This is a genomic window from Paenibacillus sp. Y568 (genome assembly GCF_059445545.1).
On sequence record NZ_JCAIUM010000013.1, the window covers coordinates 34,568 to 58,120 of the forward strand.

Consider the following 23,553-nt stretch of genomic DNA (forward strand, 5'->3'; position numbering starts at 1 on the left):
GTATGGTTCGGTGACCCAGTGAAAAAATTAGGTTACAATTGCGACCAATCCATCGACACGTGAGTTTATAGATAAAGATGGCAATTTGTTACTTGCTGATGATGCTAGATTTTTTGTTAGAGGTGAAGAAACAACATTCATTATTAATAAACTAAATAGGCTTTTGAAAATCAAGAATGATTTATATAAGAAATAAAAATCTATCTATAGACTAACAGTATTTTTTACAATTTAATAATACTTGGAGGCTTTTTGGTGAATTATTGCAAAATAAAACGGAAAACCATATGGAAAATAATCACAAAGTATAAGGCGCATTTAGTTGTATCTTTTCTTTTCATGCTTCCATTGATTCTGACTTTAACAGCTATTAGTTATTTATTTGAGGACTATCAAAAGTTGTTTTTTCAAATTAATCAATACATTAACAAACTTAATATCGAACCAGGTGGGTTTCCTAGTATAGCCCAAACGTTAGAATATTTAATCCTAACGTATACTTTAATTGTCACTGGTATATTTAGTTGGGCAATTTTAAAAGTCAGTAAACGAAGCAATACTCTTGCTGAAGAAATTAAAAATATGGAAGTGGTACGAGATCGAGAATCGCTAAGAGAAAGTGCATTAATTGTCTATTACGACTTGACACTAGCCCTAGACAATTTGAAAAAAGTATATACAAGTCGTATTCTTTTAAATAAAACTCCAAGGCCACAAAATATTTTTATTAATGCTGATTGGTTGAAAAATGTTGCAATATTGCGGGACACTTTATCCAAAACGGAAGTCAATAAAATACTAATGCTATACAATAGTATACTATCTATCAAAAATTTGTTAACGGATACAACAGAACAGCGAATAAAGGATCTTGACAAAGAAATTAAATTACTTGTCGATGTTGTATTTCACCAAGCAATTCCAAGAGCGTTATTCCAATATGATTTTATGATAATAGAGAAACTACTTTCTTTTGAGTATCAGAATATCTTAATAAAGATTCAAATTGCTTCTTTAAAAGAAGATGGTTATAAAGCGCTTGAGACCGAACAATCAAATAATGCAATAAGAGAAATAAATTACTTTTCAGATGGAACTCTAATGTATCAAATTGACTATAAAGACGGAGAAATAGAAGAAGCTATTTTGCAATATCATAACGGGAACGGTTATGAAACTGCTTTTAATGGTGTCTTTTCTAATGGTGTGGTAATAAACGGATACACAGAAATTTATTTTGATAGCTTTCTATTGAAATACAAGGGTTGTATAAAAGATGGAGAATATCACGGAGAAGGTACCAAATATCAGGATTCAGAGGGGAACCACCCGATTTTCTCAGGTATTTGGGATATGGGTACTAAAGTATCTGGCAGAAGTTTTAAAAATAGAAAGCTCATTTTTGAGGGTGAGTTTAAAGACGAGAAACCTTGGACGGGAATAATTAAAGGCTTTGATAGTGAACATGGAGTAGGTTTTAATGGAGAGTTATTTGAAGGTAAACCTTATAATGGGACAGGCTCTGCTCTTCATGAAAGTAGTGAGAATTACAGTTGGCATGAAGAACCAGATTATGATGAATGGCAAGAACAAAATGAAGATGAAGAGCGTCAGAGAAATTCACAGGAATTTGACGAAATAAGGGAAAATGCTTATGAATGGAAAATTTATTTAAAAGCTAATTGGAAAAATGGCGAAATTGAATTTGGTGAGGATGATATACTAAATAAACAAATTAGATACTCACAGTTTTAAATTGTGGGAATTTTTATAACTTCATTAAAATTGTATTTTTATTAAGAGATGAATTTATCTATTCCTTTATTTTATATGACGAATTGGACAGTGAAATCTCTTTAACGGAGCGGGGAGATGTAATCTTATCAATGTCACACAATTTTAGTGAGAGAAGGCCGAGTTCATCCTTCATGAAGGCAGTTGTAGGAGGTGAAAAACAGCTTTTCACTAATATGGTAGATAAATTCTATGGAGGACTTGTATATAGCGGCGTATTTACCAAGGGTAATGAAGGAATTGCCGGAGATGGTTGGTTTATTGAAGAACATGGGCATGTTAAAAAGCTCTCGGAGAAGACAAGAATGGAAGCAAGTCATCATTATGGTGTAAGGTTTGAATGGGGTTAGCGATGCTGCGATTAACGGTTCAATGATATGCAAAATGGGTTGAATTAAATGGTTACAAAACATTGATGTGCCATTGAGAAAGGAGATAGATCTAAAATGGGACGAACACCAACCGCAACTGAATTAAATCAAAAACTGAATTCAAATGAATGGGAAGATCTTTGTAGTCAAGTATGCGTATTATTATACTCAACAAAAAGGGTTCATGATTCAAATGGTAAAGGAAATGGCATGGATGCATTTAGATTCACCGAAGATGGATGTATAGAAGGTTACCAGTTCAAAAAGTTCAAGGAACGCCTGGACAAAAGCCAAGTAAAAACGCTTCAAAATAATTTAAGTCACGCATATCAAAAATGTTTAAACGACTTCAATCGAAAGTTAGTTAAGTTCACTATCATTTGTAATATTAACTTAGAACCCTCACATAATAATTCCGAAGGAGAATTCGAGAGGTTTGATAAACATGTTGTTAATTGGGCAATGAACGAATATCAAGTTAAGGTTGATTATTTTGATTTAAATTGGGTTCACACTCAGTTATTAAAACATCCTGACTTGTACCCAGTTTATTTGAGAATGTTCAGCAAATAATTGAAGAGTCTAATATAGAGATTGGCCATAATTTCAATCAACTAAGAACCCTTATAAAAGAAATATCTCAAAATACTAAGTTAGATAAGGCAATTGCTATATTAATTGAAGAAAGTAATAAACACTTTACTAGAGCACAAAGTGGTAACTTTCATCATGAAATAGATCAAGCGATTCAGGGGTTTTTAGATGCCCAAAGTTTGTTGGAGCTTGATGGGGAGTGTATCGACGAAAACCTAAAAGGAAAAATAATTACTTGTCTAGGTGGGCTTTATGTAATGATTTCAAATTATAAAGAAGCAATTGCTATGTCCGATGAAGCACAAACATTATTAGTGGATCAGCAATTCATAATGTTTTCTAAAGGGAATAAGGCGTTTGCTCTAATACAAACTAGTCAGAAATCAGATGTTGCAGAAGGACTGTTGCTGGATGTTCTTGCATACTTTGAGAAACAAGCTGATCTATTGAATATTATTCATACGTTGACCCATCTCGTTGAGCTATATCTTCGCAATGCTGATTTAAAGAGTTTGTTGATATATAGCGAGAGGTTACATAAGTCGTGCATAAGATCAGCTGAAGTATTCAATCAAGTATACGATATTTCTGCTGCTGGAATGGGGACTGTTGCAAATACATTTTTAAAGCTTGGTGATGTTTCGGGGGATTATGAGTATTATCGTTCCGCATTGAATATTTTTAGAGACCTGGTGGTTTCAACTAAAAAATCAAATATGACATATCTCTATCTGCAAGGTAAATCCGCCATGGCTAGAACACTTCATCTATTAGATGAATACTTTGAAGCGGAAGTGACTTTTTCCGAGGTGATTGAAGAGAGTAGACATACATCCTTCTTGAGAATACGTGCAGACAGTATGTTTAATAAGGCACTATTGATGGGAGAGATAGGCAAGTTACAACAAATGAGACAATCTCTAGTAGATGCTGAGGAAATATATTTGGAAATGGGTGACATGGATTCAGTTTCAGAAATCAAGGATCTATTACACAGTATATAATTTAATGAAATAGAAAATATGGGAATATTTTAATAGCAAAAGAATTACGTCACTGAAATGGATGGTGGTAATAAAATACAGTCAACTAGAACGAAACACGCAGTTGGCTCGAAGAAAATGCATACCGCTATCTAAAACGATTTAGATGTCGCTCGTCGTATCGATTTATTAACCTCCTTGGCCTATCGGCTCTCACGCTTGAGAAATGGTAACCTGAATCAAATAATCGACAAAATTTGTGATTAAACAAAAATAGAAATATTCTGTCTATTCGTTATTGTTGTTGGTTAGGACTCACAACAATAACGAAGTAGCAAGATTGATTTTTCATTTTTATTTAATCTTCAAGTAATTATCTATCTTGGGTCTGAGTATAAGAATTAGTTGAGTAAATTGACATGAAAGATGATATAGAAGCCTATTGGTTACCAACTATAATGCAATTCAGAGGAACAAACTATAATGTGATTTACGAAAATGCGTTCTAACCTTGGACACCAACTATAATGTAAAATAAGATATTGCCAATAATCATGATTTTCGTTGATATTACTGGATTTTCGGGATACCAACTATAATGTCACTGAACACTGGTGAAATAAAAGTTTATAACCAGTAACAAACTGTGGAACTGACAAAAGAATAGAAACACATGATGGGTCGTCCTAATTTATGATTAGGGCGACCCTATTTTATTATAGAGAGGAAAAACGATCTAAGTAAAAGCAATTAGAGAGATCAGCAAAATATGAAACAGAATCTGGATATAAACAGTATTAATATTTCAATACATAAAAAAGATAAGTTACATAGATGATGGTTCATTAGCGAATCAATTAGGGCAAATTAGAATGAACCTTTTGGTTATATTATGATCAAAAAATGTTGTAAACCGTTTAAATATGTCCGATTAGGGTTACAAAAAGAAGAGTTAGATCTTTAAAGGCAACTACTAAACTTTACATTCATCTAGAGGAGGAATTGCTTATGTCAGATCAAGACCAATATACAATGCAAGACCCAACTACACAATATCCGAAGGCAACACCTGAATGGAAGCAGAAACAGCCTGAACCAGGGCTCCAACATAAAATGAATCCCGTACCAGATACTGGTGAGACAAGTTATCGGGGTACGGGACGTTTAACGGGACGAAAAGCAGTAGTTACGGGAGCAGATAGTGGGATTGGTCGCGCGACAGCGATTGCTTTTGCCCGGGAAGGTGCAGATGTGTTGCTCTCCTACTTGCCGGAGGAAGAGGAAGATGCTCAAGAGGTAGTTAAGTTAATCGAAGAAGCGGGTCGGACCGCTATTGCTATGCCTGGTGATCTCATGGACGAACAATACTGCGAGCAATTGATTACCACGGCAGTGGAGAAGTTTGGATCCATTGATATTCTGGCCAACGTTGCCGGTAAGCAATAGTTCGTGGAGGATATTGCGGATTTAACCACAGAGCAATTCGATGCCACTTTCAAGACTAATGTGTATTCACTGTTCTGGCTGTGTAAGGCTTGCGTGAAACATATGAAACCGGGTGGCTCGATCATTAATACTTCTTCGATCCAGGCTTATAAACCATCACCAATCCTTCTAGATTATGCGACAACGAAATCGGCGATTAATACTTTTAGCAAAGCCCTTGCACAGCAAGTAGCAAGCAAAGGCATTCGGGTAAACGTTGTGGCACCTGGTCCCGTATGGACGCCGCTTCAAGTCGTCGGAGGTCAACCAACAGAGAAACTAGCAGATTTCGGTGGAAACACCCCACTTGGCCGTGCAGGACAGCCAGCAGAAATGGCTCCTGCTTATGTGTTCTTGGCCAGCCAAGAGTCAAGTTATATTACAGGTGAAACCCTTAATGCGAATGGTGGTACGCCGACACCGTAACATTCTAGTAATCTCAAGAGGAATATATCTCTAAACTTAAATCAAGGTGACTCAAGGGATCTATCAATAAGATCTTCATGGGTCACCTTTTTTCGATTCTAAAAAGTAAAAAGAAGCCGTATTCACATACCATGAACAAAGAAGAACGTCATCTTTCACATTTGAGGACATATGTCCTTTCCAAAGGATTAGGAAATAACATTTAATGAAATAGAGAGAAATGGATCTGGGGGAAGAGACAATGAGAGGGATTATATTTGCATTTTTTGCTGGAGCTTTTATTACCCTACAAGGTGTAGCGAATGCTAGGATTAGTCAAGATATTGGTACATGGCAAACGGCGGCGTTAACACAGTTCACGGGGTTCGTTGCAGCGATGCTTATTTTTATGTTTGTTCGCGACAGTTCGTTGAAGCGGTTCAAGCAAGTAAAACCATTGTATTTGTTCGGGGGAGCTTTTGCGGCAGTCATTATTTTCAGTAATGTTACGGCTATTCAGCAGATTGGTGTTACCCTTACCGTATCGATTATAATGATCGCTCAGTTGGGATTGACCTTTTTAATAGATATTAATGGGTGGTTTGGTGTAGAGAAACTCAAGATGAGGCTGCCACAGTTCATTGGAATTGGTATGATGGTAGCAGGTGTGATAATACTGGGGCTGTGATAGGTAGTACACTATACAGGTTGAAAAGACTGGTGGTGAATCGGTGTAATGAAAGTCATGAATGATCGTGAGGAATTAGAATCTTATCTACGTGCTCACGAATTAGAATCGGTATTTAATGAAGAACTGATGCCATATTTGACGTTAGTTAGTTTTGAACATGGGGAACGGATCTGTTCACAAGGGGAACCTTCAGAGTATCTGTATGTTCTTGTTAAGGGAAAGGTAAAAGTGTCTACGACTTCGGAAGAAGGCAGAACACTTATTCTTTCGTTCAAGACAGCGCTTGAAATTATAGGCGATATTGAATATGTACAGGATATTAACATTATTAACACAGTAGAAGCTGTATCAACTGTTTATATGATTGCTATTCATCATCGTTGGTTGAAAAAGTACGGAAGCGACTATTCGCCACTATTACAATTTTTATTAAAAATTATTACGCGCAAATTTCATCTTAAAAACAATTCAATGAGCTTTAATCTGCTCCACCCGGTGGAAGTAAGATTGGCAAGTTATTTATTGTCTATTTCATTCGATGAGTCCGATGATCTATATAAAGGGCAACAAGGAAGAGTCAATATTAAGGATGCAGCGAACTTCATTGGAACGAGTTATAGACATTTGAATCGGGTTATTGGGCAGTTCTGCACCGATGGTCTGATCGAGCGTAGCAAAGGGTTCATCCTAGTTAAGAATAGAGAAGGATTGAGAAAGTTGTCGAGCCATAATATCTACGAATAACGTGTCATAAAAAATGAACAAATGGGAGAGTTAAAGATATGGTTCTAGGACTAATCTTGGCACTGGTCGGAGGTTCACTGGTCAGTTTACAAAATATTTTCAATAATAAAGTAAATGAACGAGCGGGATCTTGGGCGACAACGACGTTAGTATTAGGTATGGGATTCCTAGCGTCATTAACGATTGGTCTTATCTTTGAAGGAAAACATATGTTTGAACTGGACAATATGCAACTATGGTATTGGTTCAGTGGTCTAATTGGTGTAGGCGTCGTTATCTGTATGGTGCAAGGAATGAAATCACTCGGTCCTACGTATGCCATCTCTATTGTTCTAACATCACAGCTGGGATCTGCTTTACTATGGGATTCTCTAGGATGGTTAGGGTTAGATAAGGTACCGTTTACTCCTAAGCAATTAATAGGTGTGCTCGTCATTGTTGGCGGGATTGTTGTATTTAAATTAGGCGGTGTGATGCAGAGAGTGGAGAGATCAATTTGAGAAAATATCAAACGTTATTATTCGATGTAGATGATACATTATTAGATTTCGGTGCAGCAGAGAAATTAGCGTTACGTTTACTTTTTGAGGATCAACAAATGCCTCTAAGCGCCGAAATCGAAGCACATTATAAAGTAATAAATCAAGGACTCTGGAGAGACTTTGAAGTAGGAACGATTAGTCGCCATGAGGTAATCAATACTCGCTTTTCCATTCTTTTTAAGGCATATGGTCAAGAGGTTGAGGGGGCATTGCTGGAGAATAAATATCGGAGTTACCTAGAAGAGGGACATCAACTTGTTGACGGAGCCCTTGAACTGATAACAGTTCTACAACAGCAATATGATTTATATGTTGTAACTAATGGTGTCTCCAGAACTCAGGATCGACGGTTACGTGATTCCGGGTTACACCCCCTATTTAAGGACATTTTTGTATCAGAAGATACGGGGTTTCAGAAACCCATGAGGGAGTATTTCAATGTTGTGTTTGAACGAATTCCTAACTTTGCTGTGGAAAATGCCTTGATTATCGGAGATTCCTTGAGCGCGGATATTCATGGTGGGCAGCTAGCAGGTCTAGATACATGCTGGTTCAACCCTGGATTGAAACCTAACCCTACTGGGATTGTACCTACCTATGAAATACAAGATCTGAATGAACTGTATCGAATTTTGGATAGCTTGCTGCTGACAGACCTCCAGTCTCTTGGGTGTGGTGGATAATCCCTAATTAGGTGGAAATAATAGTGTTTATATCAACCATGGCTATTATCGAAAGGTCTAATTATTTAATATGTTGTCCTCTAGCACAGCATACTTATCACCGTATTCTCTAATGATATGTTGCTCCCCCCAATTACATAGGGAACTAAGAATGGCTTCTAAACTATGTCCATATTCACTCAGTTCGTATTCGACTTTCGGTGGAACCTGATTATAACTAATTCGATGAATGATGCCATCAGCCTCTAATTCGCGTAGTTGCTGGGTCAGCATTTTTTGTGTGATCTTGGGCATCAACTTTTTCAATTCTGTTGTACGTTTCTTGCCATGAGTCAAATGACATAAGATCACACATTTCCATTTCCCACCGATGACTTCAAGTGTTGCTTCAACAGAGATGTTGTATTTTTTCTGGATCATGATCTTCCTCCATTAGATAGGTACTTTTAAGTGCCTATATTACTTTAAAGTACGTACTGTTCTTTTTATTGTAATTAACTTATCATAGCATTTGTAGTCATTGATGACTATAGCTCACGAGTGCAATAACCTCAGATGGAGACCAGCTCTCCATTATAAATAAAGTGAAAGACAAGGAGGAATACGGATTATGCTAAAAAGTCTGCAAGATACAACAACACTTCATAATGGTATAAAAATGCCCTGGTTTGGATTGGGAGTATTTCAAGTAGAAGAAGGTCCAGAACTTGAACATGCGGTGAAAACAGCGATCAAGAATGGATACAGAAGTATTGATACAGCAGCCATTTATGGGAATGAAGAAGGTGTAGGTCGTGGCATTCGCCAAGGAATGGAAGCAGCCGGGATTTCTAGAGAAGAGTTATTCGTTACATCAAAAGTGTGGAATGCTGATCTAGGCTATGAGTCAACGATTGCCGCTTATGAGACGAGCTTGCAAAAGCTGGGATTGGAATATTTAGATTTATATCTGATCCACTGGCCAGTAGAGAGTAAATTCAAAGAAGCTTGGAGAGCATTGGAGACCCTCTATAAAGCAGGACGTGTAAAGGCAATCGGAGTCAGTAACTTCCTTGTTCATCAACTTGAAGAGTTAATGAAAGATGCGGAGATTAAGCCGATGGTAGATCAATTAGAACATCATCCACGTTTGACACAAAAAGATGTACAAGCATTTTGTAAAAACAATGGCATTCAATTCGAAGCATGGTCTCCGTTAATGCAAGGGCACTTATTAGATCATCCAGACTTAAAAGAAATTGGTGCTAAGTATGGTAAATCGATTGCTCAAGTGATTTTGCGCTGGGATTTACAGAATGGTATTGTAACGATTCCTAAATCGACCAAGGAACATCGTATTATTGAGAATGCATCCGTGTTTGATTTTGAATTGACTAAAGAAGATATGGAGCGAATCGATGGATTGAACCAGAACCTTCGAGTAGGTCCAGATCCAGAAAATTTCGATTTCTAAGGAGCGGTCTTGTATGGAACTTAATTTAAAAGGGAAAACGGCGTTAGTTACTGGATCTACAGCTGGTATTGGTAAAGCAATCGCTATATCTTTAGTTGCGGAGGGTGCAACAGTCCTTATTAATGGGCGCAATGAAGGGAAGGTAAGGCAAACGATTGATGAAATTCAAGGACAATATCCGGAAGCGATTCTTCAATCGGCAGTAGCAGATTTGGGTACAGAACAAGGATGTCAGGAGCTTATAAAGAAATATCCTGAGGTAGATATTCTGATAAACAATCTTGGAATATTTGAACCTGCAGAATATTTCGATATCCCTGATGAAGAATGGTTTAAATTTTTTGAAGTTAATATCATGAGTGGTGTTCGGCTTACAAGGCACTACCTCCAACAAATGATTCCTCATAATGAGGGGAGAATCATCTTTATTGCTAGTGAGGCAGCGATTATGCCATCTCAGGAAATGGCTCATTATAGTGCAACTAAGACGATGCAGCTCTCGCTCTCTCGCAGTTTAGCTGAGCTGACTCGGGGAACGAATGTGACAGTAAATACGATTATGCCAGGGTCGACTTTAACAGAAGGGGTAATGACGATGTTAGATTCTCTTTATCCTCATGACAATTTAACAGTCGAAGAAGCGGAGAAGCGATTTATGAGTGAGAATCGCCCCACTTCTATAATTCAAAGGCTTATTCGACCTGAGGAAATAGCAAATCTCGTTGTCTTTTTAAGTAGTCCCCTTTCCTCAGCCATTAATGGTTCTGCATTAAGAATTGATGGAGGATTAGTGCGTAGCGTGTTTTAGTTGATGATTATAAAAAACCATGTTTTCTAATGTATAGAAAACATGGTTTTATTCTTTGCTTATTAAGAAGCCAACTAGCTTTTATAATTGTTCTTCGAGTGTAAGTTCATCTTCATAATGACGTAGAACTTCTATCTTGCGAACCCGATATTTTTCTTTTTCTCGAATGATGAAGGTTAGTTGCCCATAACGCCACTCGATACCTTTTCCAAGGTCAGGCATCATAGTATATAACCACCCACCAATGGTATCAACATCGACATGCTTAATCGCTACACCTAGCACCTGATTTACTTCATCAACAGAAGTATTTCCTTGAATAATATAGCGATCCTCGCTGATCAGTTCAATGGGTTTCTTCTCATCCGCATCGAATTCATCTCGAATCTCACCGACAATCTCCTCAAGGATATCTTCAATGGTGATTAATCCAGAAGTCCCACCGTATTCATCGACTAAGAGTGCAATATGAACCCGTTCTTCTTGCATTTTCAGTAATAATAATTTAATAGGCATCGTCTCAGGAACAGTTAAGACAGGTTGGATTAAAGAGTTGAAGTCAAAATTAGGATTGTTATCATAGTTCAGGAAGAACTTCTTTGTGTTCACATATCCAACAATATGATCTCTACTTCCTTTGGTTACCAAGAAGCGTGTATATTGTTCTATTTTAATAATAGCTAGATTTTCTTTAAGTGTCTTGTTGGCATCTAAACAGATCATATCTGGACGTGGGACCATGATTTCCTTGGCAAGTAATTCGTCAAAGGTAAAGATTCGATCCACATAACCATATTCCGTATGATTGATTTTCCCACTTTCATAACTTTCGGAGAGAATAATACGAATCTCTTCTTCCGAGTGGGCTTCTTCATGTTCACTAGCTGGTTTAATTCCGAACATTTTCACTAGACCATTTGCGGAACCGTTTAATGCCCAGATGAAGGGATACATGATTTTATTAAATATGATAATAAGGGGTGCTGTAATCACCGCAATTTGCTCAGCTTTCTGAATAGCCAGTGTCTTTGGAGCAAGTTCACCAATAACAACGTGAAGGAATGTAATAGATACAAATGCAATAATGAAAGATAAAAGATGTCCTGTACTTTCTCCAATGCCTAGTTGTTGGAATAGAGGGTATAGAATTTCCTCGACAGTAGGCTCTCCGAGCCATCCTAGTCCCAAGGCTGTAATCGTAATCCCTAATTGACAGGCTGATAAATAACCGTCTAAGTTACTTGTTACCTTTTTTACAGCTAAAGCATTTTTCTTACCTTCCATAACCATTTGATCCACTCTGCTAGGACGAAGTTTAATGACCGCGAACTCGGTAGCGACGAAGAAAGCAGTAAGGATAATTAATAAAGCTACTAAAAACAAATTGAGTACCATATCAAGCTCCTTTTTTTATTGTCTGAGTCGTTCATTTAAATAGTTCTTATGAACTTATATTGATTATAAGTCTTAATTCTCTCCGTATCAAATGACTGTTGAGCCTATATTAGACTGTGAGTGACGATTTTAACTCGTTTATAAAATAAAAGAAGTCATTCTCGTTGGGTATATCATTTTGACACCATCACATAAACATTTTATGATGAGTTCATATGAACGACTCCAGATAGAAAGGTGTTTATATGGAAACTTTAACGTTTACACGCAAGGATATGGCAACCTTATTACTTTCACTACAAGTAGGTAAGACAGAAGCAAAATCACCACGAGCTGTCATTCAAGATGTCTGGAGAGCAAATCATGAGCGGGAATTAGCACAAGGTAGTTCAATGTCGGCGTTCATCTCGACGGCGCTTCCACCTATCATCGAGAAAATGATTAAATCAGATGACCGACCTACGTTTTCTCTTCATGATATTGTTTCCTTAGGTACACAAATTGAATACACCCACTTCTCTATTACCTCTGTCCAGAACTGGGTGAAGCGCGATTTCAAGGAGTTTATTGGGCATGCAGAAGAAGGGAAGAAGTACTCGCTGCAACAAGTTGCTCTATTTTTTATCATAGAGGACCTTAGGTCAACCTTGGATTACGACACGATGCGCAAGTTCTTTCAAATTATATTTCAAGTCTCTGGGCAGGATCATCAAGATAGCCATCTGGTTCAGCCACTTGATTTCTATTCGTCGTATGCTGAATTATTTGAGCAACTGGATGAACGTTACCGTAACTACGGGGGCGAACGAACAGATTTTGTATATAAGTGGGACCAGATGATTAATGAGGTAGCTGAGGATTATGTGGCGGATAAAGGGGATCTATCGAATGAACAAAAGGAAGCACTACAAACAGCGATCCATGTAGCCTTAACCTCTGTTCATACATCATGTTTCCAATCTCTTTCTCGTCGTTACGTTCATGGTATGTTATTTCTGCATAGTCTTAATTGAGTATATGAGGTAGATTAGGCTGGTGATCCCACTTGGTGGGCTTCATCGGCTTCTTTGCGCATTGCGTCTTCTAGAAAAGTAATGACATCTTCTCGAATAGGATATAAGTTTAAAGATTCTGAGTCTGCTGCCGACCTACGCACATTCCAGAACTTTTCTTCTAATTCTCGATCCCCTCCAAATGTTTCTTCAGATAATAAAAGAACATCTTCGGCGATAATCTGCCCATCTTCTGAAGTAGGGCTTGTGTTGTTGCTTAGACATAGTTCTATTCGTCTAATAATATTGATCCATTTAGCTGTTTGTCCGTCATTCTGTTCCATTTTGGGGAGACGAGTGGTCATTAGTGCTTGCTCATCATCGTTAAAATAAGAGCTCCAGGCAATGTCCCTTTTCTGTTCACTACCCTCACTATTTTTGATGATCAGGATAAGTTGCTCCCAGTTTAGATCCCCATCCATGTGTAGAATGTTGAGCAAGGTGTTGGTATGTAATACGGAAGCTTCAAGCTCATGAATCTTGTCCTTTAATGAATCTCTATGCACATTTAACAATTGCTTAATGGTCACTTTAGATAACACTTTCTTAATATCTTCCAGAGGTAAAGCAAGATTCTTAAGAATGGTAATCTTCTCTATAATGAGAATGTCTTCATCACTGTAATGTCTGTTCCCGTTGTCGTTCTTGAATGAAGGTGTGATTAAGCTGATTTGGTCATAGTAGCGTAAGGTTCGTACGGATATTCCTAATTTCTTGGATACTTCTCCTGTTGAATAATATGTCATAATCATACCTCCTGAGAAAAAAGTGCTTGCAGGTGACGTAACGTCACCTTTTAAACTGAGTGTATCACATCACATACATATTCTGGAGGGATAGAAGTGAATTGGAGAGAGCTGTATTTCAAGCAGACGTCGTGGTCAGCTAGAGAATTAATTCGTATTCTTATCATTGTGTTGGTTGCGGTCCCATTTTTCGTTGAATTTCTATTGAAAAATATGCTGTTAAAATGGTTTCAAAATGACCTGTATTCAGGAACATTAGTAGGTTTTATCATGTCTATTATTTTTATGATAGCCATTTATTTCCTTGCTTTAAGACCCACTAACAAACTTAATTTTTACATTAACGGCTCTGCTACTCCTGTATACATCGGTGATAAAGTGTACAGTGGTACCCTGGACGACTGCCGTGTTGTTATTGGAGCTGGTCAAGCATCAGGAACCGCTGCACCACTGACAGCATGGAGAATTTTCCATGATAACGTGACAGTATCGAACATTTACTATAGAGACGCCTCTAATAACTGGGTGGCTATGACATCAGGGACATTGGATGCATTCCATCAACCAACCGCGGTATCCGATGCTAACACACCTGCACCACTTAATTATCTCACCAGTGCGAATGGCAGCCATCAGTATAGTGGCGGCTCCTTTACCGCTAAATTGGTTAAGTCGTAAGAGCACAAAAAAAAGCCCCGGCATCATTGCTGGGGCTTTTTTATTTATTTATTTTCTTCTGGAAAGTTAACGATAATGTCACTGAGTTGTTTAGGTTCTTGAACGGTATGGGAGAAGACTACAGATCCATTCGTATCAATAATCCCATATCCTCCTTCTCCCTGAGCGTTTACACTATTAAAGAAGACCAGTCGCTTAGTCAACGTTGGCTGTTCTCCCCAAATCGTTTTGATACCGCCATTTAGATATTTAGCTAGTGGGCTAGAGGAATTGTCCTTAGTTGGAACCGTTAGTTGACCTTCCCAAACAAGGCTCATATAGCCATTTTTCAGCTCGTAATAGTAGATACTGCTGTTCCAAATGAAATACAACTTGGAATAATCTTTTTCCGTAAAAATGTAGCTAAAGCTAGATCCTTCGGGACTTACAGGAGAAATATAGAATTGGACTTCAGGCAAAGGAATAACAGCCAACCTTGCTTTTGCCAAGTCACCGCTTTTTATTTGCTTTTGTGCATTAGGATCTGGAGTAACTACGACAATTCCATTATTCTTAACATCCCAGTCTACAACCGCCCCAAAATTTTCGCTAATAAATCGGAGAGGAACGTAAATGGTATTGCTTTTGATTAGAGGTGGCGTAGCCAATTTTAGCTCTTCTTTATTTTTAATTGCAATATTACTCCCAACTTTCAAAACTAACATATCTGAAGTAGTACGGTTGATTATAGAAACCGTTTTAGAAGCACTATCCCAAACCACCTTATATCCTAAAGATTCCACCGTTCGAATAGGTACATAACTAACGTTGTTCTTAACCAAAGGAGAAGGCAGATCCGCCAACAAACTTCCATTTACATTCAACTGAAGAGGCTTTGCAGCAGACACTTGTGATTGTCCAAAAAAAACTAAACATAATATAAGTGATAAAACAGATAAAGCTGTTTTCATAATAAACCCTCTTTCTTAAGTTGTGATTATTACATTCTTATAGACACTTTATTTCTTAAAAGGTTGCACTCGCGAACAAAGAAAATGTTTATTAGTCTTATTTAAGAGAACGACTTCCAATTTACTCTGAAGCAGGATAAAGTAAGAACATAAGTTCGTCATGGAATGCAGTAGGGGTGAACCCATTTCACAAACGTTATTGGGGGCCAATAGTTGGTTGGACGATAGCATTAGTAGTTGGTTCTATTGGGCTTCTTATCGTTATGAGTCTATTAGGGGTAGGGTCTGAGAATAGTAAAACTGAAAGTATACGAACACAGATGACGGTAATGCACATATTCATTGCTTGGGTATCTGCAGGGGTGATTTCACCCATATATGAGGAAATTTTGTATCGCGGATTTCTGTATCGGTGGTTCAGAAGTAAATATGGTGTGAGGACAGGTATGATCATTAGTTCTTTCATATTTATGATTGTACATATACCAACGTATAATGTTTTGCCAGTGACATTTATATCAGGACTGCTGTTTGCCTGGACATATGAGAGAACTAAGTCAGTCTTTCCTAGCATGATTATTCATAGTGCCTTTAATACGATTGCGCTTATAGCTACTGTCATTGGATAAAGCACAGCGTATAGAATAAGAGACAGATGGAGAAATTAGGGAGGAGGAATTGAATAGGAAAGGAGTGAAACCTAATGGAAGTTACGCTAGGAGCCGACGAGGTTATTGAGCGCATCAGGAAACTTCAATCCAGTGGAGAAACAATAGGTAAGAAACAAGTAAAGCAAAGTGACCCCGAGTTAATGCGAAATGCATTATTCTATTTTCCAAGTTGGGATCATGCGGTAAAGAATGCAGAGACATTCTAATTCCACCAAAAGATAAAGGAAAGTCGAGTGATGTTTAGGGTAATACCTGCATTCCTCGGCTTTTTTTCCATTTGTGATGATCTTACTTATGGGAAGGATTGCGCAGGGAGCGTAGCTCACGCATTAGCACTTCTTAGACAAATTATTTTCTAAAAGTGTTATTTATGTTAGAATTGTACGTTCTCAATTTGAGATATACTAACCAAAAAGGGTGATAAACATGTCAGATAAAGTTGCTATTATTACAGGTGCAGCAGGAGGAATTGGTTTTGCTGCGGTTCAGAAGTTTTCTTCGCAGGGTTATAAAGTAGTATTAGTGGATTTTAATGAAACAGCCGGGTTGGAAGGGTTAGAGAAAATTAAAAGTGCTGGTGGGGAAGGGATTTTCGTGAAAACCGATGTTTCCTCCGAGTCAGATGTGAAAAATTATATTACGAAGACGATGGAAGCGTACGGAAGAATTGATGTATTGGTGAACAATGCAGGTGTAGTTGAAAAGGCGACTCCATTGGCAGAGAAATCCCTAGAAGATTTTGAACGCATTATTGGAATTAACCTTAGAAGTGTATTTCTTGGTATGAAATATGCATTGCCGATTATGGTTGAACAGAAAAAAGGGGCTATCGTTAATACAGCTTCCATTGGCGGTTTGTTTAGTACGCCACTTAACAGTATCTATGCGGCGAGCAAACATGGTGTCGTTGGATTGACCAAGACTGCTGCCGTTGAATATGGTCCATTAGGTGTACGTATAAACGCAGTATGTCCTGGAACAGTCCATACGAATCTGGTCATTGAAGCAGCTAAGACTATGCCGAAATTGGACCGTCAGTATTATCCCGCATATCCTTTGGATCGCTTGGCACAGGCAGAAGAGGTTGCTAATGTCATTGCATTCCTTGCTTCAGATGAAGCTAGCTATATGAATGGTGCTGCTGTTACAGTTGATGGCGGACAACGTATGTAATTTCAGTATAAGGAAGTAAGAAGAGGACAATCCATCATAGGATTGTCCTCTTGAATTTTAGTGTGAGATTAAAGTGTAACCTAATTATCGGAATCTTTCTTTGAGTTCGAAGCTCATGCAGGGCTTACCTGAAGAAGAAAGAACAGCAGCGCTTGGCATGACTTTTGTTTTGAAACCAAATGCTGAACATCCTTTAGGCAATTGTGGATCCCAGGTGACATAATAAAAGGAACATTTCATACAATCAGTACGTTGAGATTCAGACATATGTACTCCTCAATGGTGTAAGATATGTTCATTATACTAAGGGTTAGAAACGAAGTGTAGCTCTAATTTTACTAAAAAAAACGATTCTATAAGTGCGTGTTCAAAAAGTCGGATTTTCAGCACCAAGAAGATTGGATGAAGATAGGGAGTGAGGAGCGGAGCGTAGCGTAGGCAGTACCTACGTGAGCACCGGAAGGACCGGCTGAATTCAATATTCGATGTCGAATAAGCTTCTTGGTATACTTCGTGATCAAAAGATGAATTTTTGAACAACCTCTATAAAAGAGGTTAGTGAATATATAACTTATTCGTTAACCTCTTTTATAGAGATCACTTGCGACACATAAGTAGGATAGATTATGAAGGGTACGTAATCCAAACATGATCATGAATAAATTATTGTCCATGAATGGAATAGAGGATGAATACACTATAAAACACGGCATAAAAGACTCCGATACCTACAAAGATCAGAAAAATTTGGCTTTCACGTTTACTTTTAGGGGTTACCATACAGATCATCTCCTCATGTATTGATATGAAAATTGTGAACATTATGTGTCTTTTGTTAATTATTGAACATTCTGTGACAAAAAACAAATACGCATTTTAGATGAATTGAAAGCGGATTCAATGAATAGTAAACAAAAGTAAACAAAATTATGACAACTCTATTAATTTGTGTAAATGGAGAGGGTCTTGTATCCAAGCTAATCCTCGTTACTTAGCATTTATTGTAAGCAGGAGGTGAGGATATGAAAAAAGTAATCGTAATGAAAAAAACAGATGCAAAGAATAGAAGAGTTAGAGTTATCGCGAATAAAGCGAAAGCAACACAGAATCTAGGAAATGGTTTTTTTAGATTCGTGTATTACAGAACAATAACACCGAACACATTCTTCACATTCACATTTAGTGGGGGGAGTCTGAAACCTGTAAGTGGTGGCTGGTGGATTGACAGAAATAACTCATTACCAGCATACGCTACAGCGAATTACTCATTAAATGACAATCAATGGGTTATCGTTCTCTATAACCCTACTAGTATATCAAGACAGATCGCATTTACGTTTATAGCTAAATCATGAGAATTGTTTAATATATCTCATGACACAAATAAGGCAGTTCCCTCGGATGAGGAAACTGCCTTATTTCTTTGTTTCTCATTGAATTGCTTAATCCTATAAACCGCCCATAAACAATTGTCTTTCCGCGAATACAATAACGTATCAAATGGAAAAAGGTGATGGATGTTGGCTACTTTTTTAGAGGCACATGCGATGAAGAAGCGTATGTCCCGCACAATGTTAGGTAAATCTAAAGTACATGGTATAGGGGTAGGCTATTATGATCCCAAGAACCCTAAGAAGGGTGCCGCTGTCATTATCTACACCAATACCATTACGCCTAAGTTCCTTGGAATCTCATCGACGCTAACGATGAAGGCAAAAGGTAAATCTGTAACTGTACCTGTTCGATTCGTGAAATCAGGAAAGATGCATGCCGCCTATGTGGATTATAAGGCGAGGATTCGCCCGATCCCGGCTGGTTATAGTATAGGAACTCCGAGCGGTTCGGGTTCGGTAGGTTTAATTGTTACGGATGTTCCCAAGGCAAAGCAACGGTATATTATTAGTAATAATCATGTTTTAAATCCGACGAATTCAAGTATGATGACTCGGACATTGCAACCTGGTGCAGCTGATGAGGGTCAAATAGGCAGGGATAACGTAGGTAAACTATATCGATATGTGAAGTTAGAGAAAAACAAAAGCAATCGTGTTGATATTGCCTTATCCAAACCCTTAAGAAATAGTTTGTTAAGTCCGAGTTATGCAACGGTTGGTGTACTACCGGGGTATGTAACAACTTATCGGATAGGTGATCGTTTAAAAAAAGTAGGAAGAACAACCGGCCTGGTGCATGGAATCGTTGATTCCATAAATACAGATATTCAAATCGATTACGGAGAGCTGGGGATTCTTAGCTTTAAGAATCAGACGGTGGTTCGAGGGGTGAATCCGGTATCACTTCCCGGAGATTCAGGTTCCGTATGGCTAAGAACTGTAGATAATTATGCGGCAGCCATGAACTTTGCAGGGAGTTCAGACGGCCGAATATCCATTTCGTTCCCAGTGAATTGGGCTATGCAGGTATTTGGAACCCAAATAGCTCGTCCAAATGGATTAGGAACTGTCAAAAAAGTGAAAACGAAACATTCTCCCAAATCTTATGCACCACAACTGACATCCAAAGAACTTGCATCATTGAGAGTGTTTCAAGCCAAAATGATGAAACGCAAGAGAACCTAGCTAGCTTATGGCTAGGTTCTTTCTCTAAAATAGCATTGTAAACATGGACAGTGAGGAAGTGGGAATCTATACTAAAAGGATTGAATGAAAGTGGAATTTGAGCAATTCAAAAGGAGCTAGAGATGAAGAATCTTCTCGTTACAGGCTATCGCGCACACGAACTTAATATTTATGATCAAAAACATAAAGGCATTCCATATATAAAGAAAGCTATTAAACGCAAGTTGGTTCCTCTCATAGAGGATGGGCTCGAATGGGTGATAACACCTGGGCAGTACGGTGTCGACTTATGGGCTTGTGAGGTCGTCATCGAGTTGAAAGAACAGTATCCGCATTTGAAATGTTCTATCATCACAGCTTTTTTGAATCAAGAGGAGAAATGGAAAGACACCAAAAAGGATTATTATCATCAAATTTTGCAGGGTGTGGACTATTATGCCGCGGTAAGTAAGCAACCTTATGAAGGAATTTGGCAATTCACAGCTAGAGACGATTTGTTATTTAGAAAAACAGATGGTATTTTGCTTATCTATGATGAGGACGCGGGCGAAGGAAGCCCTAGATTTTTTAAAGAGAAGGCATTAAAGAAACAAGACAAAGATGGATATAGTTATATGAATGTCAGCTCGGAGGATATTCAAAGTATAGCGGATGAAGAAAATTTGGAGATGGATTAAAAAACAAGGTTTTTTTTAAGAAAAATAACAAATACTATACGAAAGTCTTTCTATGTGGATACATCTATTATTCAATTCGAACCAGAGTATGGTATGATGAGATATTGTTCCTACTTTAATGATTTGAAAGGATGAAGATATGTTAACGATTACGAATTATACAGTGAAGTTAATCAAGGATCCATTTAAGATTTTGACCGGAGAGCGTTATGAGTTTATTCTCGAAATTGATGTTCCGGAAGATGATGAACTTTATTTGGAGAACGGGTTAAATGCAAGAGTTATTTTTACGGTAGATGAGACACGGACAGGGATCGTGAAGTATGAACTTCTAGAGAGAACTTCTGAGAAGTACGTAGAATTCGATCTGGAAGAGGATGAACTTGAATTGCTGGCAACCTTCTGTAAAGAACACTTATCTTAAGCAATAAACACCACTAACGAACTCGCTATAGGAGGGAATAAACATGCATCGGAATGTTCAGTCCGTAACCTATGGCTACGAACCGCCAGAGGAGAAACAAAAGGGCACATTGATTTACTATGATACTTTTGAGAATACAACGGATGGTGAATTAGACCTTGCAGTGGATAGTATAGAGCGATATTCATTTGATAAGCTTGTGCTGTATCCTCTACATGAGGAGACTGTAAGAAGGATGCGGAAGGAACCGGTAAGTGCATTTCACAAGCGAGAGCAACGGTTACACGATTGGAAGCGTGATCGAGGGTACTCGAAAGTGGTGATTGAAGGATGGGAAGGAAAGCGGAAGAAGTATACACCCATGGATTCTGCTCTTCGATTGTTAACGGAGAAATATAAGGCACCCTATTTTCTGTACATAACACCAGAGATGGCTAATCTCTTCGCTTCGTTCTCGTCCTTTGAGGAATGGATTGTTAAGATTCGATTGTTACTAACAGAAGAGCCACATGATTTACACCCCAATCTTGAAAAGTATCAACATCGGTGGAAATATAATGGATGATGCTCAAGCTACTTTTTGTGCACAAAATAAAAGTTGCTAACACTATTGTTAATAACTCTGCTTATTTTGTGGATAAGTATATCAAGTTTGTGTATAAGGTTGTTAATAACTTATTTTGAGTGCTCATTCAAAAAAAAGTTGTCCAGATATGTTCTGGGCAACTTTTTCTGTTCGAATCTATACATTGTAAATAGTACTAGTCACCGTAAATAAAAAACAATTGACACCAAAGAAGCTTATTGATAATTTGGGTTTATCCACAATAAAATCAAATAATGGAAAAGGATGGTTGGATATGTCAATGGAGCAACGTTGGGGCAATCATTTTCCGAAGATTGGTATTCGTCCTACAATTGATGGTAGGCGCAAAGGCGTGAGAGAATCTCTTGAAGACCAGACTATGAACCTTGCGAAGTCAGTGGCTAGGCTCCTTTCCGAACAATTAAAGTATCCAAATGGTGAACCCGTTGTGTGTGTGGTGGCTGATACCTGTATCGGTGGTGTGACAGAAGCATCTCAAGCAGCAGATAAGTTTCGAAAAGAAGGGGTAGGTTGTTCGATTACGGTAACCCCTTGCTGGTGTTATGGAACAGAGACGATGGATACGGACTCCTCCATTCCAAAGGCTGTATGGGGATTTAATGGTACAGGTCGTCCAGGAGCGGTCTATCTAGCAGCTGTTCTATCTGCTCATGCACAGAAAGGATTACCTGCCTTTGGCATATACGGTAACGATGTTCAAGATGAAGGTGACAATAACATCCCTGAAGATGTAAGAGAGAAACTTCTACGTTTCGCAAGAGCTGGCTTAACCGTAGCTATGATGAGAGGACAATCCTATTTGTCGATGGGATCGGTATCTATGGGTATTGCAGGTTCTATAGTGGATGAACGCTTCTTTCAGGAATATTTAGGTATGAGAAATGAATATATTGATATGAGTGAGTTTGTGCGTCGTATGGATGAAAATATCGTTGATCCATTGGAATTTGAGAAAGCGCTTTCCTGGGTGAAGGAGTACTGTGTGGAGGGTGTTGACAACAATCCTGAAGCGATGCAGACTTCTCGCGAACAGAAAGATCAAGATTGGGAAACGGTCATTAAGATGACGATCATCGCACGAGATTTAATGATTGGAAACCCACGGCTTGCCGAATTAGGTTTCGGTGAAGAAGCATTAGGGCATCATGCTATCGTTTCTGGATTCCAAGGCCAGAGACAATGGACAGATCATTTTCCAAATGGTGATTTCATGGAAGCAATTCTGAATAGTTCATTTGATTGGAACGGAATCAGATCACCTTTTATTGTTGCTACTGAGAATGATAGCTTGAATGGCGTTGGAATGTTATTTGGGTATCTATTGACCAATACAGCCCAGATTTTTGCAGATGTTCGTACGTATTGGAGTCCTGATTCAGTGAAGAGAGTGACAGGCTATGAATTAGAGGGGATGGCTGCTAACGGAATCTTGCATTTGATTAACTCAGGATCCGCCTCTCTTGATGGAACAGGAGAACAACAACGCAATGGACAACCGGTGATGAAGCCATTCTGGGAAATTACAGAAGAGGAATCACGTCAATGTCTTAACAGCACTTCTTGGCGACCTGCATCTATTGAATATTTCCGTGGAGGGGGATTCTCATCGGATTTCTTGACAAAAGGCGGAATGCCCATGACGATGTCTCGGTTGAATCTAGTCAAGGGAATAGGACCTGTTCTTCAGATTGCTGAAGGATATTCAATTGATTTACCTGAACATGTCCATGAAATACTAGATGAGAGAACAGACCCGACTTGGCCAACAACGTGGTTCACCCCGATTTTAACAGGTAAAGGTGCCTTCACAAGTGTCTACTCCGTTATGGATCATTGGGGTGCCAACCATGGTTCTATTTCATTCGGGCATATTGGTGACGACCTGATTACGTTAGCCTCCATGCTTCGCATTCCCGTTGCAATGCATAATGTATCGGAAGAGCGAATATTTAGACCAAGAGTATGGGGAATGTTTGGAACAGAACATGTAGAAGGTTCAGATTTCAGAGCTTGTACCAATTTCGGACCACTTTATAAATAGACTCATA

General features: G+C 38.3%; 26 protein-coding genes and 1 pseudogene. 22 read left to right on the top strand and 5 right to left on the bottom strand.

What is annotated here, in order from left to right; translation table 11 throughout:
• The first annotated feature begins 255 nt into the window (after positions 1-255).
• From AC1D7X_RS17855 to AC1D7X_RS17895, 9 genes and pseudogenes are all read left to right on the top strand, one after another.
• Positions 256-1,755 carry an MORN repeat-containing protein gene (locus tag AC1D7X_RS17855; protein ID WP_495475821.1) on the top strand — a complete coding sequence of 500 codons (1,500 nt, stop codon included), beginning with the start codon at positions 256-258 and terminating at the stop codon, positions 1,753-1,755.
• Between the two features lie 131 nt (positions 1,756-1,886).
• Complete coding sequence (locus AC1D7X_RS17860) at positions 1,887-2,144, top strand: hypothetical protein (RefSeq protein ID WP_495475822.1); 258 nt, start codon at positions 1,887-1,889, stop codon at positions 2,142-2,144.
• 96 nt (positions 2,145-2,240) lie between these two features.
• Positions 2,241-2,738, top strand: a complete 498-nt coding sequence (locus tag AC1D7X_RS17865; protein ID WP_495475823.1) for a hypothetical protein — start codon at positions 2,241-2,243, stop codon at positions 2,736-2,738.
• A gap of 278 nt (positions 2,739-3,016) precedes the next feature.
• Positions 3,017-3,763: a hypothetical protein gene (locus AC1D7X_RS17870; RefSeq protein ID WP_495475824.1), complete on the top strand. Its 747-nt coding sequence runs from the start codon at positions 3,017-3,019 to the stop codon at positions 3,761-3,763.
• A gap of 987 nt (positions 3,764-4,750) precedes the next feature.
• A pseudogene (locus tag AC1D7X_RS17875) lies at positions 4,751-5,653 on the top strand (SDR family oxidoreductase).
• Positions 5,654-5,894: 241 nt separating this feature from the next.
• Positions 5,895-6,320 carry a DMT family transporter gene (locus AC1D7X_RS17880; RefSeq protein WP_495458144.1) on the top strand — a complete coding sequence of 142 codons (426 nt, stop codon included), beginning with the start codon at positions 5,895-5,897 and terminating at the stop codon, positions 6,318-6,320.
• A 48-nt stretch (positions 6,321-6,368) separates the two neighbouring features.
• A complete protein-coding gene (locus AC1D7X_RS17885; RefSeq protein WP_495458143.1) occupies positions 6,369-7,067 on the top strand; it encodes a Crp/Fnr family transcriptional regulator in 699 nt (232 codons plus the stop codon).
• Between the two features lie 38 nt (positions 7,068-7,105).
• On the top strand, positions 7,106-7,567 hold the full coding sequence (locus tag AC1D7X_RS17890; RefSeq protein ID WP_495458142.1) for a DMT family transporter: 462 nt from the start codon (positions 7,106-7,108) through the stop codon (positions 7,565-7,567).
• Entirely contained in the window at positions 7,564-8,292 is a 729-nt protein-coding gene (locus tag AC1D7X_RS17895) for a YjjG family noncanonical pyrimidine nucleotidase (protein WP_495475825.1), read from the top strand. The genes AC1D7X_RS17890 and AC1D7X_RS17895 overlap by 4 nt, the downstream gene beginning before the upstream one ends.
• 57 nt (positions 8,293-8,349) lie before the next feature.
• Here AC1D7X_RS17895 and AC1D7X_RS17900 read toward each other — a convergent pair whose 3' ends face one another.
• The gene (locus AC1D7X_RS17900) at positions 8,350-8,712 is read right to left on the bottom strand and encodes a winged helix-turn-helix transcriptional regulator (protein WP_495458140.1); all 363 of its coding nucleotides are present in this window, start codon (positions 8,710-8,712) and stop codon (positions 8,350-8,352) included.
• Positions 8,713-8,902: 190 nt separating this feature from the next.
• On the opposite strand from AC1D7X_RS17900, the gene AC1D7X_RS17905 reads away from it, so the two are divergent.
• Together AC1D7X_RS17905 and AC1D7X_RS17910 are read left to right on the top strand one after the other, a co-directional pair.
• Positions 8,903-9,745 (top strand): aldo/keto reductase, encoded by an 843-nt coding sequence (locus tag AC1D7X_RS17905; RefSeq protein WP_495458139.1) that lies wholly within the window; start codon positions 8,903-8,905, stop codon positions 9,743-9,745.
• A gap of 13 nt (positions 9,746-9,758) precedes the next feature.
• On the top strand, positions 9,759-10,553 hold the full coding sequence (locus AC1D7X_RS17910; RefSeq protein WP_495458138.1) for an SDR family NAD(P)-dependent oxidoreductase: 795 nt from the start codon (positions 9,759-9,761) through the stop codon (positions 10,551-10,553).
• Positions 10,554-10,634: 81 nt separating this feature from the next.
• Here the strand turns inward: AC1D7X_RS17910 and AC1D7X_RS17915 are convergent, their stop codons facing one another.
• Positions 10,635-11,948 carry a hemolysin family protein gene (locus tag AC1D7X_RS17915; protein ID WP_495458137.1) on the bottom strand — a complete coding sequence of 438 codons (1,314 nt, stop codon included), beginning with the start codon at positions 11,946-11,948 and terminating at the stop codon, positions 10,635-10,637.
• Between the two features lie 245 nt (positions 11,949-12,193).
• On the opposite strand from AC1D7X_RS17915, the gene AC1D7X_RS17920 reads away from it, so the two are divergent.
• Positions 12,194-12,961: a DUF1836 domain-containing protein gene (locus AC1D7X_RS17920; RefSeq protein ID WP_495458136.1), complete on the top strand. Its 768-nt coding sequence runs from the start codon at positions 12,194-12,196 to the stop codon at positions 12,959-12,961.
• Between the two features lie 14 nt (positions 12,962-12,975).
• On the opposite strand, the gene AC1D7X_RS17925 is transcribed toward AC1D7X_RS17920, so the two are convergent.
• Complete coding sequence (locus AC1D7X_RS17925) at positions 12,976-13,746, bottom strand: MerR family transcriptional regulator (protein WP_495475826.1); 771 nt, start codon at positions 13,744-13,746, stop codon at positions 12,976-12,978.
• Positions 13,747-13,842: 96 nt separating this feature from the next.
• Between AC1D7X_RS17925 and AC1D7X_RS17930 the strand changes: the two genes are divergently transcribed.
• Complete coding sequence (locus AC1D7X_RS17930) at positions 13,843-14,424, top strand: hypothetical protein (RefSeq protein ID WP_495458134.1); 582 nt, start codon at positions 13,843-13,845, stop codon at positions 14,422-14,424.
• 44 nt (positions 14,425-14,468) lie between these two features.
• Here the strand turns inward: AC1D7X_RS17930 and AC1D7X_RS17935 are convergent, their stop codons facing one another.
• Complete coding sequence (locus tag AC1D7X_RS17935; RefSeq protein ID WP_495458133.1) at positions 14,469-15,374, bottom strand: copper amine oxidase N-terminal domain-containing protein; 906 nt, start codon at positions 15,372-15,374, stop codon at positions 14,469-14,471.
• 176 nt (positions 15,375-15,550) lie between these two features.
• Between AC1D7X_RS17935 and AC1D7X_RS17940 the strand changes: the two genes are divergently transcribed.
• The 3 genes from AC1D7X_RS17940 (at position 15,551) to AC1D7X_RS17950 (ending at position 17,218) form a co-directional block, all read left to right on the top strand.
• Positions 15,551-16,003: a CPBP family intramembrane glutamic endopeptidase gene (locus tag AC1D7X_RS17940; RefSeq protein ID WP_495475827.1), complete on the top strand. Its 453-nt coding sequence runs from the start codon at positions 15,551-15,553 to the stop codon at positions 16,001-16,003.
• Between the two features lie 74 nt (positions 16,004-16,077).
• A complete protein-coding gene (locus tag AC1D7X_RS17945; RefSeq protein ID WP_495458131.1) occupies positions 16,078-16,251 on the top strand; it encodes a hypothetical protein in 174 nt (57 codons plus the stop codon).
• A 220-nt stretch (positions 16,252-16,471) separates the two neighbouring features.
• Entirely contained in the window at positions 16,472-17,218 is a 747-nt protein-coding gene (locus AC1D7X_RS17950; RefSeq protein ID WP_495475828.1) for an SDR family NAD(P)-dependent oxidoreductase, read from the top strand.
• An 84-nt stretch (positions 17,219-17,302) separates the two neighbouring features.
• Here the strand turns inward: AC1D7X_RS17950 and AC1D7X_RS17955 are convergent, their stop codons facing one another.
• Positions 17,303-17,485, bottom strand: coding sequence for a uracil-DNA glycosylase (locus AC1D7X_RS17955; protein WP_495458129.1), 183 nt, complete (start codon positions 17,483-17,485; stop codon positions 17,303-17,305).
• A gap of 755 nt (positions 17,486-18,240) precedes the next feature.
• On the opposite strand from AC1D7X_RS17955, the gene AC1D7X_RS17960 reads away from it, so the two are divergent.
• The 6 genes from AC1D7X_RS17960 to AC1D7X_RS17985 all read left to right on the top strand — a co-directional run bounded on the left by AC1D7X_RS17960 (position 18,241) and on the right by AC1D7X_RS17985 (position 23,546).
• Positions 18,241-18,573 carry a hypothetical protein gene (locus AC1D7X_RS17960; protein WP_495475829.1) on the top strand — a complete coding sequence of 111 codons (333 nt, stop codon included), beginning with the start codon at positions 18,241-18,243 and terminating at the stop codon, positions 18,571-18,573.
• A 162-nt stretch (positions 18,574-18,735) separates the two neighbouring features.
• Positions 18,736-19,797 carry a hypothetical protein gene (locus AC1D7X_RS17965; RefSeq protein ID WP_495475830.1) on the top strand — a complete coding sequence of 354 codons (1,062 nt, stop codon included), beginning with the start codon at positions 18,736-18,738 and terminating at the stop codon, positions 19,795-19,797.
• Between the two features lie 122 nt (positions 19,798-19,919).
• Complete coding sequence (locus tag AC1D7X_RS17970) at positions 19,920-20,474, top strand: SLOG family protein (protein ID WP_495458126.1); 555 nt, start codon at positions 19,920-19,922, stop codon at positions 20,472-20,474.
• 139 nt (positions 20,475-20,613) lie between these two features.
• Positions 20,614-20,898, top strand: a complete 285-nt coding sequence (locus tag AC1D7X_RS17975; RefSeq protein WP_495458125.1) for a DUF6509 family protein — start codon at positions 20,614-20,616, stop codon at positions 20,896-20,898.
• Positions 20,899-20,941: 43 nt separating this feature from the next.
• Positions 20,942-21,463, top strand: a complete 522-nt coding sequence (locus AC1D7X_RS17980; protein ID WP_495458124.1) for a hypothetical protein — start codon at positions 20,942-20,944, stop codon at positions 21,461-21,463.
• Between the two features lie 295 nt (positions 21,464-21,758).
• On the top strand, positions 21,759-23,546 hold the full coding sequence (locus tag AC1D7X_RS17985) for an L-fucose isomerase (RefSeq protein WP_495475831.1): 1,788 nt from the start codon (positions 21,759-21,761) through the stop codon (positions 23,544-23,546).
• Positions 23,547-23,553 lie beyond the last annotated feature (7 nt).